This window comes from Komagataeibacter diospyri, assembly GCF_043995075.1.
Lineage (GTDB): Bacteria > Pseudomonadota > Alphaproteobacteria > Acetobacterales > Acetobacteraceae > Komagataeibacter > Komagataeibacter diospyri.
Genome location: NZ_CP171836.1, coordinates 1944089 through 1960655, shown reverse-complemented (window position 1 = coordinate 1960655; position 16567 = coordinate 1944089). Strand labels below are relative to the sequence as shown.

Annotated in this window: 16 protein-coding genes; 13 read left to right on the top strand and 3 right to left on the bottom strand. The window is 63.3% G+C overall.

What is annotated here, in order from left to right; translation table 11 throughout:
* Positions 1 to 250 precede the first annotated feature (250 nt).
* From ACE2AA_RS09225 to ACE2AA_RS09170, 12 genes are all read left to right on the top strand, one after another.
* Positions 251 to 892, top strand: coding sequence for a regulatory protein RecX (locus tag ACE2AA_RS09225; protein WP_141260974.1), 642 nt, complete (start codon positions 251 to 253; stop codon positions 890 to 892).
* On the top strand, positions 889 to 1353 hold the full coding sequence (locus tag ACE2AA_RS09220) for a CHAP domain-containing protein (protein WP_141260972.1): 465 nt from the start codon (positions 889 to 891) through the stop codon (positions 1351 to 1353). Before ACE2AA_RS09225 ends, ACE2AA_RS09220 begins: the two co-directional genes overlap by 4 nt.
* Before the next feature lie 135 nt (positions 1354 to 1488).
* A complete protein-coding gene (locus ACE2AA_RS09215) occupies positions 1489 to 1734 on the top strand; it encodes a twin-arginine translocase TatA/TatE family subunit (RefSeq protein WP_141260970.1) in 246 nt (81 codons plus the stop codon).
* A 40-nt stretch (positions 1735 to 1774) separates the two neighbouring features.
* The gene (locus ACE2AA_RS09210; protein ID WP_193558361.1) at positions 1775 to 2398 is read left to right on the top strand and encodes a methylthioribulose 1-phosphate dehydratase; all 624 of its coding nucleotides are present in this window, start codon (positions 1775 to 1777) and stop codon (positions 2396 to 2398) included.
* Positions 2395 to 2937 carry an acireductone dioxygenase gene (locus ACE2AA_RS09205; RefSeq protein ID WP_141260966.1) on the top strand — a complete coding sequence of 181 codons (543 nt, stop codon included), beginning with the start codon at positions 2395 to 2397 and terminating at the stop codon, positions 2935 to 2937. The genes ACE2AA_RS09210 and ACE2AA_RS09205 overlap by 4 nt, the downstream gene beginning before the upstream one ends.
* A gap of 23 nt (positions 2938 to 2960) precedes the next feature.
* A complete protein-coding gene (gene mtnC, locus ACE2AA_RS09200) occupies positions 2961 to 3677 on the top strand; it encodes an acireductone synthase (protein ID WP_141260964.1) in 717 nt (238 codons plus the stop codon).
* Positions 3674 to 4633, top strand: a complete 960-nt coding sequence (locus ACE2AA_RS09195) for a bifunctional riboflavin kinase/FAD synthetase (RefSeq protein ID WP_141260962.1) — start codon at positions 3674 to 3676, stop codon at positions 4631 to 4633. Before mtnC ends, ACE2AA_RS09195 begins: the two co-directional genes overlap by 4 nt.
* A 91-nt stretch (positions 4634 to 4724) precedes the next feature.
* Positions 4725 to 7598, top strand: a complete 2874-nt coding sequence (gene ileS, locus ACE2AA_RS09190; RefSeq protein ID WP_395369533.1) for an isoleucine--tRNA ligase — start codon at positions 4725 to 4727, stop codon at positions 7596 to 7598.
* 5 nt (positions 7599 to 7603) lie between these two features.
* The gene (lspA, locus tag ACE2AA_RS09185) at positions 7604 to 8077 is read left to right on the top strand and encodes a signal peptidase II (RefSeq protein ID WP_395369531.1); all 474 of its coding nucleotides are present in this window, start codon (positions 7604 to 7606) and stop codon (positions 8075 to 8077) included.
* Between the two features lie 94 nt (positions 8078 to 8171).
* Positions 8172 to 8660, top strand: coding sequence for a DUF3035 domain-containing protein (locus tag ACE2AA_RS09180; protein ID WP_395372177.1), 489 nt, complete (start codon positions 8172 to 8174; stop codon positions 8658 to 8660).
* Positions 8661 to 8727: 67 nt separating this feature from the next.
* Complete coding sequence (gene mutL / locus ACE2AA_RS09175) at positions 8728 to 10599, top strand: DNA mismatch repair endonuclease MutL (RefSeq protein WP_395369529.1); 1872 nt, start codon at positions 8728 to 8730, stop codon at positions 10597 to 10599.
* Positions 10600 to 10732: 133 nt separating this feature from the next.
* Positions 10733 to 12274, top strand: coding sequence for an NADH-quinone oxidoreductase subunit M (locus tag ACE2AA_RS09170; protein ID WP_141260955.1), 1542 nt, complete (start codon positions 10733 to 10735; stop codon positions 12272 to 12274).
* Between the two features lie 157 nt (positions 12275 to 12431).
* Here ACE2AA_RS09170 and parE read toward each other — a convergent pair whose 3' ends face one another.
* Together parE and ACE2AA_RS09160 are read right to left on the bottom strand one after the other, a co-directional pair.
* Complete coding sequence (gene parE, locus ACE2AA_RS09165; protein ID WP_141301159.1) at positions 12432 to 14471, bottom strand: DNA topoisomerase IV subunit B; 2040 nt, start codon at positions 14469 to 14471, stop codon at positions 12432 to 12434.
* 149 nt (positions 14472 to 14620) lie between these two features.
* On the bottom strand, positions 14621 to 15154 hold the full coding sequence (locus ACE2AA_RS09160) for a hypothetical protein (protein WP_141260951.1): 534 nt from the start codon (positions 15152 to 15154) through the stop codon (positions 14621 to 14623).
* A gap of 404 nt (positions 15155 to 15558) precedes the next feature.
* Here ACE2AA_RS09160 and ACE2AA_RS09155 point away from each other — a divergent pair, with 404 nt between their 5' ends.
* Positions 15559 to 15996 (top strand): hypothetical protein, encoded by a 438-nt coding sequence (locus tag ACE2AA_RS09155; protein ID WP_395372176.1) that lies wholly within the window; start codon positions 15559 to 15561, stop codon positions 15994 to 15996.
* Positions 15997 to 16056: 60 nt separating this feature from the next.
* On the opposite strand, the gene ACE2AA_RS09150 is transcribed toward ACE2AA_RS09155, so the two are convergent.
* On the bottom strand, positions 16057 to 16503 hold the full coding sequence (locus ACE2AA_RS09150; RefSeq protein WP_026018474.1) for an Rrf2 family transcriptional regulator: 447 nt from the start codon (positions 16501 to 16503) through the stop codon (positions 16057 to 16059).
* Between the last annotated feature and the right edge of the window lie 64 nt (positions 16504 to 16567).

Here is a 16567-nt window from a genome sequence, read left to right as displayed (position 1 = left end):
GTTCAGAAACGAAAACGGCCCACCGCCATGGGGGTGGGCATATTCCGTTTTCCGATTTCTCCGGCTACTACGGGGTGGCGCCCCAACGCGCCGTCCTGTCTCCGTATGTCAATCCGGAAAGAAGGAAGAATATGGCCCGCCTGTGCGAAATGCAACCTTCGCGCCATTTCCGCCCCCGATACGGCCATGGCAGCCATACATCCGTGCATAGTGATGGGCGCGGGCGCATGGCTGTGGCACAGTAAGGACTATGGTGGCCCGTCCTTCCCGTTCCGAACCCCGACCGCTTGCCCCCGTGCCGGATGCAGCCCGGCTGCGTGAGGCGGCTCTTGCCTATCTTGCGCGCTTTTCCGCGACCCGCATGGGCGTGGAACGGATGCTTGCGCGTCATATCGACCGCTGGGTACGTCGCGCGGTCAGCAGCGGCATGGATGCAGATGAGGCAGCCCGCGCCGTGCTGCCCGCGCGCGGCGCCATTGCCGGTATCGTGACCGACATGGAGGGGCTGGGCGCTGTGGATGACGCCCGCTTTTCCGAATTCCGCGCCCGCTCCCTTACCCGCGCGGGCCGGTCGCGGCGCATGGTCGCCGCCCATCTGGGCGCGCGCGGCGTGGATGAGGCCACGGTGGGCCACGCGGTGGAGGAAGCCCTTGGCCCCCGTGACGGGGAAGGGCGGGATACCGAACTGGCCGCCGCCCTTGTCTTTGCCCGCAAGCGGCGCGCCGGTCCCTTCGTCCGGCCCGATGCGGATGAAGTCGAGGCGGATAAACGTTACCGCCGTGCGATGGACGCCATGGCGCGGGCAGGTTTTGGCCATGATACGGCGCGCAGGGCGCTGGACATGGAACTGGAGGAGGCGGAGGACAGGATCATGCGCATGAGGATGGCATGAAGGGCGTGCTGGGGCGGATTGCAGCCGTGGGCGGCCTGCTGTCGCTTGCGGCCTGCGCAGGTGGCGGCAGTGGACATGGCTGGCACGGGGCGGTGCAGTGCGCACCCTATGCAAGGCAGGTTACGCATGTGCAGCTGAGTGGGGCGGCCGCGTCATGGTGGGGGCAGGCGCAGGGCCATTACCCGCGTACCCATGCGCCAAGATCGGGGGCGGTGCTGGTGTTCCGCGCCACGGGCCGCCTGCCCGACGGGCATGTATCCGTCGTGCGTTCGGTACGCAGCCCGCGTGAGGTGCTGGTGGACCAGGCCAACTGGGTGCCCGGACGCATCGGCCGGGGTGAGCCGGTGATCGACGTGTCGGCCCGCAATGACTGGTCGCGGGTGAAGGTATGGTGGTCCCCCATTCACGACATGGGCAAAACCGTCTATCCTGCTTACGGGTTTATCCTGCCGGCGGGCTGACCGGTATTGTGGCGGGGGTGCTTGCATATCACCGGTTCTCCCCTCACATAGGCGGGGAAGGGCAGGCCGCCGCCATATGGGATGGCGGATGGACAATACGGTATTTTGCGTCATGGACGCGGATCGAGGGATGCGATGGGTAGCTTGAGCTGGGGACATTGGCTGATCGTGCTGGCGGTGGTGCTGGTGCTGTTTGGCGGCGGTGGCAAGATCAGTTCGCTCATGGGTGACATGGCGCGCGGGATCAAGTCGTTCAAGAAGAACATGGCGGACGACACGCCGGAAGAGCCGGTGCCGACCGGCCATATCCAGGGGCCGGGCAAGGAAAAGGACGCGTCCTTTTCCGAAGCACCGCAGCATTCGGCCAATAACGTAAAATGATGATGGACCGTGCGCCGGCGGCGCACGGGTGGGCGGCGTAATGGATAAAGCAGTGTTTCCGGCTGGTGCGTACTGCCGCGCGGTGGAACAGGTCATCGCGGCGGGACAGCGCATGGACCGCTTTGGCTGGGTGCCGGCCACGGCTGGCAATATCAGCATCCGCCTGCCCGACGGCAATCTGGCCATCACGCGCTCGGGCGGCCACAAGGGCATGCTGGGGGTGGATGGGGTCATATGCGTTGATGCGGCGGGCAGGCCCCTGACCACAGGCGACCGGCCCAGTGCGGAAACCCTGCTGCATTGCCAGATCTATGCCCATGACCCACATGCGGGTGCGGTGCTGCATGGCCATTCCGTGGCCTCCACCGTGCTGTCGCGACTGGGTGGGGATGCGCTGGTGCTGGACGGGTATGAAGTCCAGAAGGTGTTTGCGGGCCAGAGCACCCACGCGGCACAGGTGCGCGTGCCCATATTCGACAATGACCAGGACATTGCCCGCCTGTCCGGTGTCGTGGCCCCGCATCTGGATGGCATGTGCGCAGGCTACATCATCCGTGGTCACGGGGTGTATGTGTGGGGCGCGGACATGGATACCGCGCTGGCCCGGCTGGAAGGCCTGGAATTCCTGCTTGCCTGCGAACTGGAAGAAAGAAAGATCCGATGAGCAGCCTGAACGTCTATGCCGATAACAATCCCGGCACGCCCATCATCCATCTGACCGACCCGAAGCGGATCGCCTCCGAACTGGCGGCGATCAATGTGCGCTTCGAACGCTGGGACAGTCCCGTCGTCCCCGTGCGCACCGCATCCGAAACCGAGGTACTGGATGCCTACCGTCCCTATCTTGACCAGCTGATGGGCGAGACGGGCGCCGGCTCAGCCGATGTGCTGCGGGTCGGCCCCGAAACACAGGGCTGGGCGCAGGCGCGCAGCAAATACCTGTCCGAACACGTCCATAGTGAGGACGAGGTCCGCTTTTTCGTCCATGGGCAGGGGGATTTCATCCTGCATGTGGGCGGGCGCGTGTATGACGTGCGCTGCACGGCGGGTGACCTGATTTCAGTACCCGCCGGTATTCCCCACTGGTTTGATGGGGGGGAGACGCCGGATTTCGTGACCCTGCGCATATTCACCAACCCCGATGGGTGGATCGCGCAATATACTGGCAGTGACATCGCGGCCCGCTTCCCCGTTGAAGCCTGATCCGCACTGAGGGAGATGAGAACGTGACCCAGGCCACGCAGCCGCCAGTACGCGCGGTGCTGCTGGATATTGAGGGAACGACCATACCGGTTTCCTTCGTCCATGACACCTTGTTCCCCTATGCCCGCAAGGCGCTGCCAGTACTGCTGCGCAAACAGGCGGACGACCCGTCCGTCCATGCGCAGGTGGAAGAAATCGCACGGCTTGCCCCCGGCGTGCCGCCCCTGCGCCAGCTTGAGACATGGATGGACGCCGATGCCAAGGTAGCCCCCCTGAAGGCGCTGCAGGGCATGGTGTGGGCGCAGGGCTATGCCGATGGCGTGCTCAAGGCCACGCTATACCCCGACGTCACGCCCGCGCTGCGCTGCTGGGCGGCGGCGGGACTGGCGCTGGCGGTCTATTCATCGGGGTCGGTCGCAGCGCAGAAGCTGATCTATGGCCATACGACCGATGGCGACCTGAGCAGCGTGTTCGTCGGCTTCTATGACCTGCAGATGGGTGGCAAGCGCGATGCGCAGAGCTATGCCAGAATCCTGCAGGACGCGCAGTGGCAGGCGGGCGATGTGCTGTTCCTGTCCGATGTGGTGGCCGAACTGGATGCGGCAGCGGCGGCAGGCCTGCGCACCTGCCAGATCGTCCGCCCGCAGGACGGCACGCAGCCCGGCACCGCGCATCCCGTGGCCGCGACGCTGGATGAGGTTGCCGAACGCTTTGGCCTGCCCCGCGCGGGGCAGGCATGAAGGCGCACCTGCATACAGACTGGCGCGATATTCCCGATACCGCGCGGGGGACCGTGGCGGCGCTGGGCAATTTTGACGGCGTGCATCTGGGTCATGCCCACTTGGTACAGGCCCTGCACACGGCGCGTCCTGACCGGAAGCTGGCCGTTGTGACGTTCGAACCGCACCCGCGTGAACTGTTTCGCCCGCAGGACCCTCCCTTTCGCCTGACATTGCCGCAGGAACGCTTTGCCGCCCTGTCCGCCCTTGGCGTCCAGCATGTGTTCCAGATCGGCTTCGACCGTGAATTTAGCGCAATGAGTGCGGAGGATTTCGTCACCCGCGTGCTGCATGAAGGATTGGGGCTGCATCATGTCGCCTGCGGCATGGATTTCGCCTTTGGCCACCGCAGGCGCGGCAATGTCGCTTTCCTGACCGAACGGACTGCTGAACTGGGCATCGGGCTGAGCGTGGTGCCACCGCTGTCGGATGCGCTGGGGCCGTATTCATCCAGCCGTATCCGCAGGTTGCTGCAGGATGGCTACCCCGAACGCGCGGCGGAGGAACTGGGCCGTCCATGGTCGATTCGTGGCGTGGTCCAGCATGGGGACAAGCGCGGTCGCCTGCTGGGTTTTCCTACCGCCAACATCGCGTTGGGCCGCCATCTGGAACCTGCGCGCGGGGTATATGCCGTCAGCGTGCGCATGGCCGATGGCGGTGTCTATCCCGGCGTTGCCAATATCGGCCGCAGGCCAACCATCAATGACGGACAGGAAAGCCGGCTGGAGGTCCACCTGCTGGGCTTTTCAGGCGATCTGTATGGCCAGACCCTGTCGGTGGCGCTGCATACCCTGCTGCGGGCCGAACGCCGGTTTGACGGTCTTGACGCGCTCAAGGAACAGATCGGGCGGGATTGCACGCAGGCGATGTCGTACCTGTCCACCCACGAATTCGCGCCCATATCCGCCAGAACTTGACCACGCGCCGTCGCGGTCCCCATAACGTTGCCCTGCATGCGGGCCACCGGTCACGCATGCACTTCCCCTTGCCAGAAGAACAGAACAGGCCATGTCCGAGTCAAAACCACAGGATCTCTACCGGGAGACGGTCTTCCTGCCGACCACTTCCTTTCCCATGCGGGGCAACCTGCCCAGGCGGGAGCCGGAGATTCTGGCGGGGTGGGAGAGCGAGAAGCTTGATGACCGCCTGTTCGAACAGGCGCGTGGGCGTGACGTGTTCATGCTGCATGATGGCCCGCCCTATGCCAACGGGCACCTGCACATCGGCCACGCGCTGAACAAGATTCTCAAGGATGTCATCAACCGCGCCCACCGCATGTCGGGCTACGGCATCCATTATGTGCCGGGCTGGGACTGCCACGGCCTGCCGATCGAATGGAAGATCGAGGAAGAATATCGCAAGCGCGGGCAGGACAAGGACAGCGTGCCCGTCCTGCAGTTCCGCGCCGAATGTCGCGCCTATGCCCAGAAATGGCTGGATACGCAGGCCAGTGAGTTCCGCAGGCTGGGCGTGCAGGCGGAATGGGCCAACCGTTACGCCACCATGGATTTTTCATCAGAAGCGGCAATCGCGGGCGAAATCGGTAAATTCCTGCTCAACGGCCTGCTGTACCGTGGCCTGCGCCCGGTCATGTGGAGTCCGGTTGAAAAGACCGCGCTGGCCGAAGCCGAGATCGAATACCGTGATCACGAATCCACCGCCATCCACGTGGCCTTCCCCTTCGTGACCGATCCCACGCCGGCGAAGGCGCTCAAGGACGTGGCGGCAGTGATCTGGACCACCACGCCGTGGACCATTCCCGCCAACCGCGCCATCGCTTATGGTCCCGACATCACTTACGCCGTGGTGCGCGTTGATGGCGTGGGCGACAATGCAACACTGGAACCCGAAGCCCGCGTGCTGGTGGCCGAAGAACTGATTGCACCGTTCTGTCAGGCGGCGGACGTGACGGCCCATCATGTGCTGTACACACTGCCCGGCAGCGCCCTGGAGGGGGCCATATGCGCCCATCCGCTGCGGGGGCAGGGCTATGATTTTGACGTGCCGCTGCTGCCCGGCGTGCATGTTACGACCGAAGCGGGCACCGGACTGGTTCACACTGCTCCCGCCCATGGCGAGGACGACTTCAACCTCGGCCGTGCCTACGGGCTGGAAATCACTGAAATGGTGATGGATGACGGCCGCTACGCCGACTGGGTGCCGCTGTTTGCCGGTGGCCATGTGTTCAAGGCGGCCGAGCCGGTGTGCCAGGCGCTGCTGGAGGCCATGCAGCGCGCCGTGGTGGCAGGCGCGGCACCATGCGGCCTGGTGGCGCGTGCGTCACTGGTCCATTCCTATCCGCATTCATGGCGGTCGCGCGCGCCGATCATCTACCGTGCCACACCGCAGTGGTTCATTAGCATGGACGGTGAAGGTCGCCTGCGTGAACGGGCACTTGCGGCGCTGGAAAAGGTAACGTTTGTCCCTGCGCAGTCGCGCAATCGCCTGACATCCATGGTGGCGGGCCGTCCCGACTGGTGCATCAGCCGCCAGCGCGCATGGGGCGTGCCGATTGCCGTGTTCGTGGAAAAGCGCACGGGTGAGGTCCTGCGTGACGCCGCGGTGATGGACCGCATCGTCACCGCCTTCCGCGCCGAAGGGGCTGATGCGTGGTACAGTTCTCCCGCCTCGCGCTTCCTTGGTGAGGGCCGCAACCCCGACGATTACGAACAGGTGTTCGATATTGTCGATGTGTGGTTCGAAAGCGGTTCGACCCATGCCTTCGTGCTGGGGCATGGCGACATGCCATTTCCCGCCGACCTGTATCTGGAAGGCTCCGACCAGCATCGCGGCTGGTTCCAGTCCTCGCTACTGGAAAGTGTCGGCACCCGTGGCATCGCCCCCTACAAGGCGCTGGTCACCAATGGTTTCGTGCTGGATGAGCAGGGCCGCAAGATGTCCAAATCGCTGGGTAATGTCATCGCGCCACAGGACGTGAATGACAGCCTTGGTGCCGACATCCTGCGCCTGTGGGTCATGAATTCGGATACGAATGATGACCTGCGCATCGGCAAGGAAATCCTCAAGCAGCAGGGTGAACTCTACCGTCGCCTGCGTAACACGCTGCGCTGGCTGCTGGGGGCGCTGGACGGCTTTGCCGAAGCCGAGCGCGTACCGTTCGGGGAACTGCCGGAACTTGAACGCTGGGTGCTGCACCGCATGTCCGAACTGGGCAGCCTTGTGGCGCGTGCGGTGGAAACGCATGAATGGGTGGGCGTCTATCCCGCGCTGCATGGGTTCTGTGCCGCCGACCTTTCGGCCTTCTATTTCGACGTGCGCAAGGACACCATCTACTGTGATGGCGCATCCAGCCTGAAGCGCCGTGCTGCGCGCACCGTGCTGGACCATCTGCATCGCTGCCTGTGCGCCTGGCTTGCCCCTGTGCTGGTTTTCACGGCGGAAGAGGCATGGCTGGCCCGTCCGGGCAATACCGAAAGCGTCCACCTGCAGCCCTTCCCCGAACTGCCGACGCAGTGGCATGATCCCGAACTGGGTGAACGCTGGGCCATGCTGCGCGCGGTGCGCCGCGTAATTACGACTGAAATCGAGACAGCGCGCCGCGACGGCATGGTCAAGTCATCGCTTCAGGCGGCACTGGAACTGCCACTGTCGGAAGCGGAAGCCGCACGGTTTGATGGCGTGGACTGGGCGGAACTGACCATCGTTTCGCAGGCGGATGTAAACGTCATCGCGGGTGCCGGTTCGATCTATCTGGGCGAGGACGGGGCGCAGGAAGGCGTGCCGCACGGCATTCCCACCATCAGTGTGGCGGCGGGCCATAAATGCGCGCGCTGCTGGAAGGTGCTGGAGGAAGTAGGTCAGGACAAGGCCCACCCCGAACTGTGCCTGCGCTGTGTCGACGTGGTGCGGGACGGGACGTAACCTTCATGAACAACCGTGTTCTGGGCGGCGCCTGCCTGCTGGGCGCGCTGGCCGCCGATCAGGCCAGCAAGTTCTGGATACTGGATATCTATGACCTGCCGACGCGTGAAAGCGTGCCGCTGCTGCCGGTGCTGAACCTGACGATGGTATGGAACCATGCCATCACGTTCGGCATGCTGGGTGGGGCCGGTGCCGCCGGGCGCATCATCTTTTCCGTGGCGGCGCTGGCGATCGTGGCGGGTCTGTCGGTATGGCTTGCGCGCACGCCGCGCCGGTGGGTGGCGGTTGCGCTGGGCATGATCATGGGGGGCGCGATCGGCAACGTGATTGACCGGTTGCGCTTTGGCGCGGTGGTTGATTTTATTGACGCCCATGCCTTTGGCTGGTCATGGCCGGTGTTCAACATCGCCGACGCCATGATTGATTGTGGCGTCGCGATCCTGATTATCGACAACATGCGTAATCGCGATGTAAATTAAGGGGGGCGCGGCCTGCACATGCTTGCCGAACCGTTCCACTAACGGTAATAGGCGAGATATGGCGATTTCTGTTCTCAGACCCCTTTCCTGTGCAATGCTCGTGTCGGGTGGCTTCCTGTTGTCAGGCTGCACCGGTGCCGATGTTTCGCGCGCCTTCGGCCTGGAGCGGAGCCTGCCGGATGAATACACGGTCACGACCCGTGCGCCGCTGTCCATGCCGCCGTCCGATGAGCTGGGAGCACCCAACAGCAACGCCATCCAGCGCGCGCAGGACACCAATCCGCGCATGCAGGCGCTGGAAACGCTGTCCCCCAATGTGGCGCTGCAGGGCGCGGATGGCACCGGCAGCGCCGGGCAGACCGCGCTGGTGGGTGAGGCGCAGGTTGCCTCCAATGAGGAAGACAAGGGCGAAATGGGCCGCGCCGACACCAGCTTCGTGGACAAGCTGATGTTCTGGCATGGTGGCGGGGCCGGTAACCTTGTGAACGGTAAGGCGGAAAATGCCCGCCTGCGTGAGGATTCGGCCCTTGGGCGCAACCTGACGCAGGGTGCGACGCCCACTGTCAGCGGTCCCGCCAAATAAAGTGTCCCTGACGCGCGTCCTGTGGGCGTGCGGCATGTGGCCTGATGCGTGAAGTCCGGTCCGTGATATGAACATGTCTTCTGGTAATGGCCAGCCGGTCATCCGTCGCCTGTCGGAACAGGTCGTCAACCGCATTGCTGCGGGCGAGGTGATTGAACGCCCGGCCGCAGCCCTGAAGGAACTGGTGGAAAACGCCATCGATTCCGGTGCGCGCCGGATCCACGTCCGTCTGGACCGTGGTGGTATCGACCGGATCGATGTCACGGATGATGGCTGCGGCATGTCGCCCGATGACCTGCTTCTTGCGGTGGAGCGGCATTGCACGTCCAAGCTGCGTGACGAGACACTGGTGCGTATTTCCACGCTTGGTTTTCGTGGCGAGGCCCTGCCTTCGATCGGCGCGGCGGCGCGGCTTACGGTCATGTCCCGGCTGCACAACAGCGATTCGGCATGGGCGATCCGTGTGGAAGGTGGCGTGGTGGGGGAAGTGGAACCCTGCGCCGGGCCGCCCGGCACGCGCGTGCTGGTGGAAGACATGTTCTTTGCCACACCCGCGCGGCGTAAATTCCTCAAAAGCCCACGTGTCGAATCCAGCCATGCCGAAAACGTGGTGCGCCGTCTGGCCCTGTCTGCCCCGCATATCGCCTTCCGGCTGGAGTTCGACCAGCGTGTGGTCCTCGACCTTCCGGTGCAGGATATGGCCGCGCGCGTGGCCGCCATTCTGGAGGCGGGCCATGCCGATGGCCTGCTGCCGGTGGAAGGGCAGCGTGGTGATCTGAAGCTGAGTGGTTTTATCTGCGCGCCATCCGTACACCGTGCCACGGCCAACGGGCAGATGCTGATGGTCAATGGCCGCCCCGTGGTGGACCCGGTCCTGCGCACGGCGGTGCGGGTGGCCTATCGCAATGTAATGGAACACGGGCGGCATGCCGTTGTGGCGTTGTCACTGGACATTCCGCCAGAACAGGTGGACGTGAACGTGCATCCGGCCAAGACGGAACTGCGCTATGCCGACTCGGCGGCGGTACGGGCGCTGGTGATCGGATCGCTGGGGCGCGCACTGGGCACGGGGGCAGGGGTCGCAGGTGTCAGGCCCGACCTGCTGCAATCGCGTGGGCCATCGTCCGCGCGGATCTGGTACCCCAGCGAACGCAAAGCTGATGCAGCAGGGGTTTCCGCCCGTCTGGCCGCCCCTCTTGATGCCCCTGGCCAGCCTGATGCGGGCCTGCCGCCGGGCTTTGCCGAATCGACATTGCCCCTGTCCGCCCTGCCTGCCGCGCGCAAGGTGGTGCCCGACGGGCCGGGACAGCCGGCAACCGATGACATGACGCCTGCCATCGACCACCCGCTGGGTGCTGCGGTGGCGCAGGTTCTGGGTACCTATATCGTGTCCCAGACGGCTGATGGTGCGCTGGTTCTGGTGGACCAGCACGCAGCCCATGAACGCCTGACCCATGAAATCCTGCGTCAGCAGTATCTGGGTGGTGAAATCCGCGCCCAGCGCCTGCTGCTGCCTGAGGTAGTGGATCTGCCGGCACGACAGGTGGAGGCGCTGCTGTCCTTTGGCGCCGCCCTTGCCCGGCTGGGAATCGAGATCGAACCCTTTGGCGGCACGGCCGTTCTGGTCCGGACCATGCCAGCCCTTCTGGGCAAGGAAGACCCGGTGGGCATGTTGCGTGATCTGGCGGAGGAACTGGAAGCTGATGATCTGGCCAACCCCGCACAGGCCGATGCGCTGGATGCGCGCATGGACGCGATCATCGCGCGCATGGCCTGTCATGGCAGCGTACGGGCAGGTCGGAAGCTGACACACGAGGAAATGAACGCCCTGCTGCGTGACATGGAACGTACCCCCCGTTCAGGCACATGCTCACACGGGCGGCCGACATGGCTGAAGCTGGAAAAAGCTGATCTGGAGCGGATGTTCGGCCGCAGGTGATCCCCTGCGGCCAGTACCCGCGCATGCTGGTGACGGGGTGGCTGGACACGGAACGGGGCATGGCCTCTGCATAATGTGAGCGGCGGCTTACTGGATTCCCGGGGCGTAACACCCCTAGGGTCAGCCATTATCCATGGATGATGTGAGACCGAATGTGCATCCGATCCTGCTGTCCCTAGTTACGTATCTGCCCCTTGCCGGGGCCCTGGCCATATTGCTGACGCGCGGCACGACCCAGACGGTCGAGACCGCCGCCCGATGGGTGGCGTTGTGGACCAGCGGCATCGTATTCGCGCTGGCCGTGATCATGTGGGCCGAATTCGACCCCGCCCGGCCCGGCATCCAGTTCGAGCAGCAGGTGGGATGGGCCAGTAATGCCGGCATTTCCTACCATGCCGGGCTTGATGGCATCAGCCTCATGTTCGTGCTGCTGTCCGCGTTCCTGACCCCGCTGTCCATTATTGGTGGCTGGCGTCAGGTGACGGGGCGGGTACGGGATTACATGATCGCCATGCTGGTGCTGGAAACAACGCTGATCGGGCTGTTTTCCGCCCTTGATCTGGTGCTGTTCTACCTGTTTTACGAAGCGACGCTGCTGCCCGCCAGCCTTATGATCGGCGTCTGGGGTGGGCCGAAGCGGGTCTGGGCGTCGCTGCAGTTCTTCCTGTTCACCTTTGGTGGGTCGCTGTTCATGCTGCTGGCGTTGCTGGCCATGTGGAACGTTGCAGGTACGACCGACATCGTGGCGCTGCAGCATCATGGTTTTGGCCATGCCATGCAGTGCTGGCTGCTGGCAGGCTTCATCATTGCCTTTGGCGTGAAACTGCCGCTGTTCCCGCTGCATGCATGGCTACCCGATGCCTATACCGAGGCTCCGACCCCTGCATCCGTCATGCTGTCAGGCGTGCTGTCCAAGGCGGGGGCGTATGGCCTGCTGCGTTTTGGCGTGATGATGTTTCCCGACGCCGCGCGGATGTTCGCGCCGGTGGTGCTGACGCTGGGTGTGATTGCAGTGATCTACGCCGCCATGATTGCGCTGGCGCAAACGGACATGAAGCGGGTGATCGCCTATTCCTCGTTCTCGCATATGGGGGTGATCGCCATAGGGCTGTTCACCATGACGCCGGAGGGAATCGACGGCGCGATTTTCCAGATGCTGTCGCATGGCATCGTGATCGCGGCGCTGTTCTTCTGTGTCTCCGCCGTGTCGTGGCGGGCGGAAACGCGTGAAATCAGTGCATTTTCGGGGGTTGCGCACAAAATGCCGGTGCTTGCCACGCTGGCCATGCTGTTTGTCATGGCCAATATCGGCCTGCCAGGCACGGGCGCGTTCGTGGGTGAATTCCTCGTCATGGTCGGCGCGTTGCACGTGTCGTTCTGGCTGGCCTTCCTTGGGGGAACCAGCATGATCCTTGGTGCGGTCTATATGCTGGTGCTGTATCGCCGGGTATTGTTCGGGGCGGATCAGGGTGGGGTTGTGGCCCTGCTGCGTGACCTGACGGGACAGGAACTGGCCGTGCTGGTGCCGCTGGCTGTCGTGACGATCTGGATGGGAGTGCATCCGGGATCGTTCCTGCGGGTGTTTGATCCGGCGGTGACCGGTCTGCTGCATCCGGTAACAACTGTTGCTACGGTTGACCCGCAGCAGGTTGTTCCGCTGAACAGCGCGGGTTGAAACTGACAGAGCATAATAAAAGTTTCTGGGCGCCACCTTTTTTCAAAAAGGCGGCGTTCCGTGAGGCTTTCTGAAAAAAAGCCTCGGCAAAAAGCTTCTTATGAAAAAGCCCGGCTACCTTGATGCAGGCAACCGGGCTTTTTTTGTTTCGGATGGTTCAGACGTCGAGGTTATCGACCTGACGGGCATGTTCCTGAATGAAGCGGAAGCGCAGTTCCGCCTTGCGGCCCATCAGGTGTTCCACGCGTTCCAGCGTCAGCGCCCTGTCCTCGGGCGGGGTGATGACCTTCAGAAGGGTGCGGTGTCTGGGGTCCATGGTGGTCTGTTTCAGATCACCCGGCGGCATTTCACCAAGCCCCTTGAAGCGTGAGACCTCAACCTTGCTGTTGGATTTGAAATCTTTCTTCATCTTTCGCTCACGGTCGGCATCGTCCATGGCATAGATGCTCTTTCCGCCCTGTGTCAGGCGGTACAGCGGTGGCTGGGCCAGGTACAGATGCCCGCCCCGGATCAGGCCCGGCAGTTCACGGTAGAAGAACGTCATGAGCAGCGAGGCGATATGCGCCCCGTCCACATCCGCGTCGGTCATGATGATGATGCGGCCATAGCGCAGCTTGGTCGCGTCAAAGCGTTCGCCCATGCCACAGCCCAGTGCCTCCACCAGATCGCGCAGTTCCTGATTGCCACGCAGCTTTTCGGTCGAGGCGCTGGCAACGTTCAGGATCTTGCCACGTAACGGCAGGACCGCCTGCGTTTCACGGTTGCGGGCCTGTTTGGCAGATCCACCCGCCGAGTCTCCCTCGACCAGAAAAATTTCAGTTTCAGCCGCGTTTTCACGCGTGCAGTCCGTAAGCTTGCCCGGCAGGCGCAGGCGGCGGGTCGCGCTTTTGCGCGGGGTTTCCTTCTGCTCCTTGCGGCGCAGGCGTTCCTCGGCGCGTTCCACGACAAAGGCCAGCAGGTTGTCCGCCTGTTGCGGGTTACCCGCCAGCCAGTGGTCAAAGCGATCACGCAAGGCGGTTTCAACCAGCTTGCTGGCCTCGCTGCTGGTCAGCTTTTCCTTGGTCTGGCCCTGAAACTGCGGGTCACGGATGAAGACCGACAGCTTGGCGGCGATGCAGCCAAGGATATCATCGGCGTTAATGCTGGCCGCGCGCTTGTTGGCGCGCTGTTCGCCCCAGTTGCGCAGGCCCTTGAGCAGCGCGTTGCGAAAGCCCGTCTCGTGCGTGCCGCCATTGGGCGTGGGAATGGTGTTGCAGTATGACGCAAGGGCCGCAGTGCCCTGTTCCAGAAAGGCGATGGCCCATTCCATCCGGCCCGTATCCGCCCCGTCGGGGCCGGTAGGCAGGTCTGCATCCCCCGACCACAGGTCGGTCAGCAGGGCGGCCCTGTCACCAAGTTCGTCACGCAGGCTGTCTGCCAGCCCACCGGGGAAGTGCAGGACCGCTTCCGCCGGGACTTCATCATTCTTGATAAGGGACGGGTCGCATGACCAGCGGATGGTCACGCCCCGGAACAGGAACGCCTTTGACCGGCACAGCCGGTACAGGCGCAGGGGTGAAAAGTGCAGCCGCCCGAAAATCTGCGGATCGGGGGTAAAGCGGATCTGTGTTCCGCGCCGGTTGTTGACCGGGCCGATCTTTTCAACGCCGCTCAGCGGGTGGCCGCGTTCATAGACCTGCCGCCACAGTTCGCGGTCGCGGGCGATCTCGACTTCCATACGCGACGCCAGCGCGTTGACCACCGACGATCCTACGCCATGCAGGCCGCCCGACGTGGCATAGGCCTTGCCCGAAAACTTGCCACCCGCATGCAGCGTGGTCAGGATGACTTCCAGCGCCGAACGGTCGGGAAAGCGCGGGTGCGGGTCCACCGGAATGCCGCGCCCGTTGTCGCGTATGGTCAGGCAGTCACCGGCTTCCAGTGTCACATCAATGGTGGTGGCGTGGCCAGCCACCGCTTCATCCATCGCGTTATCAAGGATTTCGGAAGCGAGGTGGTGGTACGCCGTCTCATCCGTGCCGCCGATATACATGCCCGGACGGCGGCGCACGGGTTCCAGCCCCTCCAGCACTTCGATGGCGCTGGCGTCATAGGCATCGGGGCCGTTCTTGGCGTTATCTGGCATGGGGTCAGCGGAAACCTTGCGTCGGGTAGGCTTTGCGGGGCCTGCAGGTGCGGAAAAAAGATCGTCGTTCATGAAGCGTTCTTTTGTTCTGTCAGATCGCGTCCTGTCAAGCCGTAAGGCCCTGCACGCGGCATGGACTATGCCTGCACTTGCGGGCATGAAAAAGGCCGGACACGGGGCCGGCCATATTTTTTCTTCATACCCGTGTGGTGGGTGACAGCCTAGCTGCGGACCGTGCGGCGGGCCGGGGCGCGGCTGCGTGTGCTGGCGGCCGGGCGGTTGGGCGCAGTGCAGGTCAGGTAGGATGCAGGCTGCAGGATATCCTTCGCCTGGGCATAGTTGGACAGGTCGGCGGTGCTGTCGAGTACCTGCACTTCATCAAACATGGACATGCGCTGCTGGCAGAAGGCGGTGCCGGATTTCAGGCCACGTTCGGACTGCACGTTGGCAAGCTGCGTGATGTAGTCGTCATGCTGGCGCTGTGAGTTACGGCCGTAGGTGCTGTTGAAATAGCTGTTGAGGACATGCTCCTCGGATGCCAGCTTGGTGCGGAATTTCATGACAAAGCTGTTGTATCTGTCCTGTGCGCCGCATGACAGGGCTGTCACCATCAGCTCGCTTTTCAGGCCCTGCACATCAAACGCCTCATGCGCGGGGGAGGGGGAGCAGGGGCCGGCAGCCAGTGCCTGCCCACCATTAACCAGCCCCATAAGGGCAAGGGCAGCAGCGCCAGCGCGCCAGATCGACATGGACATCAGGACGGGTTCTCCAGATATTGGGGCAGTTGCCAACGGGGAATGCACGGACCCCGCATATTCCGGCAGGAATGAAATCCGGATCAGGTCTATAGCGCAAACCGGCAGTCGCCAAAAGGGAGGGATATCAACCCACGTTCAAAAAGATGCGTTATGATGGCGGCATGGGATGACAGCGCCACCCGGGGCAGGTATGCCACATGGGCAGGGCTTGTCCGCTTGCGTAAAAGGACCAACGGGTCTTTCCCGCCGGGGTGCGTTGCTCTAGAGCATATGCCAAAGCGGTTAGCCGTTGTGCCGATCCAGACCGTTACGGGACGGCGCGGGCGAAACTGACTGTCCTGATAACGGGTATGTATCAAATACAGCGGAGCTGACGAGTGCGACTGCGACTGTCTGCAATCATGATGACGACGGGCATTCTGCTCGCCGGATGTGACAACAAACCGGCCGTGAACCTTGGTGGTATCGGCGGAACCCCCAATCCCTACAACTACATGAAGGCGTCGGGGCAGTGCCAGGTGACCGGCCCCACCGCTGCGGGCAAGGACACCAGGACCGCCAGCATGCAGGTGCGCAGCGATGACGGGTACTGCGCGATCGAGACGCGTGTTTCTGCAGGCCACCCCTATGCCTCGTTTGGCGTGTCCCCGGCACCTGAGCATGGCAAGGCGTTCATCTACAACTACAACGATCACACTTATGTGACGTATACGCCCAACACCGCCTATTCCGGCGCGGACAGGTTCCGCGTCGTGCTGATTACGGGTGAAAAGCAGCCGCGTGAATACATGGACGTGACGGCCAACGTCACCGCACCTGCCGTAAGCACTGTGAAATAAGGCCGGTTTTCCGGCCCTGACCGGGTCGGGACACGCGTCAATGCGTATCCCGGCCCAATATCAGATGGAAAAGGTGATGGGTTCGGGTAACGGACGGCGCATGCCGGCATGTTCGGCACGGCGCACCAGGTCATCCAGGCTGATCTTGCGACATTCCTCATCCAGCATCGTGTCGAATTCCTGCCAGCAGGGTTCAACCACCTTCTGGAACAGTCCGCCGATCGGGCCATCATCCGTGTTGTCTTCCGCCGTGATGACGGACAGGATATCCGACAGCAGGATATCACGCCGGGGCCGACCCAACCGGTAGCCCCCGCGCGGCCCCCGCACGCTTTCCAGCAGTCCGGAACGCGACAGCGTCTGCAGCAGCGGTTCAATTCCGCGTCGCGCCAGACCCGCGCGCTCTGCAATATCGGCCGCACTGATGGTGCCATTGCGCCCTGCGTGGAAGGCCACATCTAGCATGATCAGGATTGCGATCATGGTCCTGTCCCGCCGGAGCAGCATATCGTTCAGCCTCGCTTTTAATGGATTTGGAAACCAGCCCGCTTCATTTACCAGCAATCCCCCG

Bases quoted from the DNA above. Each gene is read 5' to 3' on its own strand.
- ileS (WP_395369533.1), top strand. From the start codon at position 4,725: ATGTCCGAGTCAAAACCACAGGATCTCTACCGGGAGACGGTCTTCCTG.
- ACE2AA_RS09155 (WP_395372176.1), top strand. From the start codon at position 15,559: ATGATGACGACGGGCATTCTGCTCGCCGGATGTGACAACAAACCGGCC.
- ACE2AA_RS09195 (WP_141260962.1), top strand. From the start codon at position 3,674: ATGAAGGCGCACCTGCATACAGACTGGCGCGATATTCCCGATACCGCG.
- parE (WP_141301159.1), bottom strand. From the start codon at position 14,471: ATGAACGACGATCTTTTTTCCGCACCTGCAGGCCCCGCAAAGCCTACC.
- lspA (WP_395369531.1), top strand. From the start codon at position 7,604: ATGAACAACCGTGTTCTGGGCGGCGCCTGCCTGCTGGGCGCGCTGGCC.
- ACE2AA_RS09225 (WP_141260974.1), top strand. From the start codon at position 251: ATGGTGGCCCGTCCTTCCCGTTCCGAACCCCGACCGCTTGCCCCCGTG.
- ACE2AA_RS09205 (WP_141260966.1), top strand. From the start codon at position 2,395: ATGAGCAGCCTGAACGTCTATGCCGATAACAATCCCGGCACGCCCATC.
- ACE2AA_RS09150 (WP_026018474.1), bottom strand. From the start codon at position 16,503: ATGCTGCTCCGGCGGGACAGGACCATGATCGCAATCCTGATCATGCTA.
- ACE2AA_RS09210 (WP_193558361.1), top strand. From the start codon at position 1,775: ATGGATAAAGCAGTGTTTCCGGCTGGTGCGTACTGCCGCGCGGTGGAA.
- ACE2AA_RS09215 (WP_141260970.1), top strand. From the start codon at position 1,489: ATGGGTAGCTTGAGCTGGGGACATTGGCTGATCGTGCTGGCGGTGGTG.
- ACE2AA_RS09220 (WP_141260972.1), top strand. From the start codon at position 889: ATGAAGGGCGTGCTGGGGCGGATTGCAGCCGTGGGCGGCCTGCTGTCG.
- ACE2AA_RS09160 (WP_141260951.1), bottom strand. From the start codon at position 15,154: ATGTCCATGTCGATCTGGCGCGCTGGCGCTGCTGCCCTTGCCCTTATG.
- ACE2AA_RS09180 (WP_395372177.1), top strand. From the start codon at position 8,172: ATGCTCGTGTCGGGTGGCTTCCTGTTGTCAGGCTGCACCGGTGCCGAT.
- mutL (WP_395369529.1), top strand. From the start codon at position 8,728: ATGAACATGTCTTCTGGTAATGGCCAGCCGGTCATCCGTCGCCTGTCG.
- ACE2AA_RS09170 (WP_141260955.1), top strand. From the start codon at position 10,733: ATGGATGATGTGAGACCGAATGTGCATCCGATCCTGCTGTCCCTAGTT.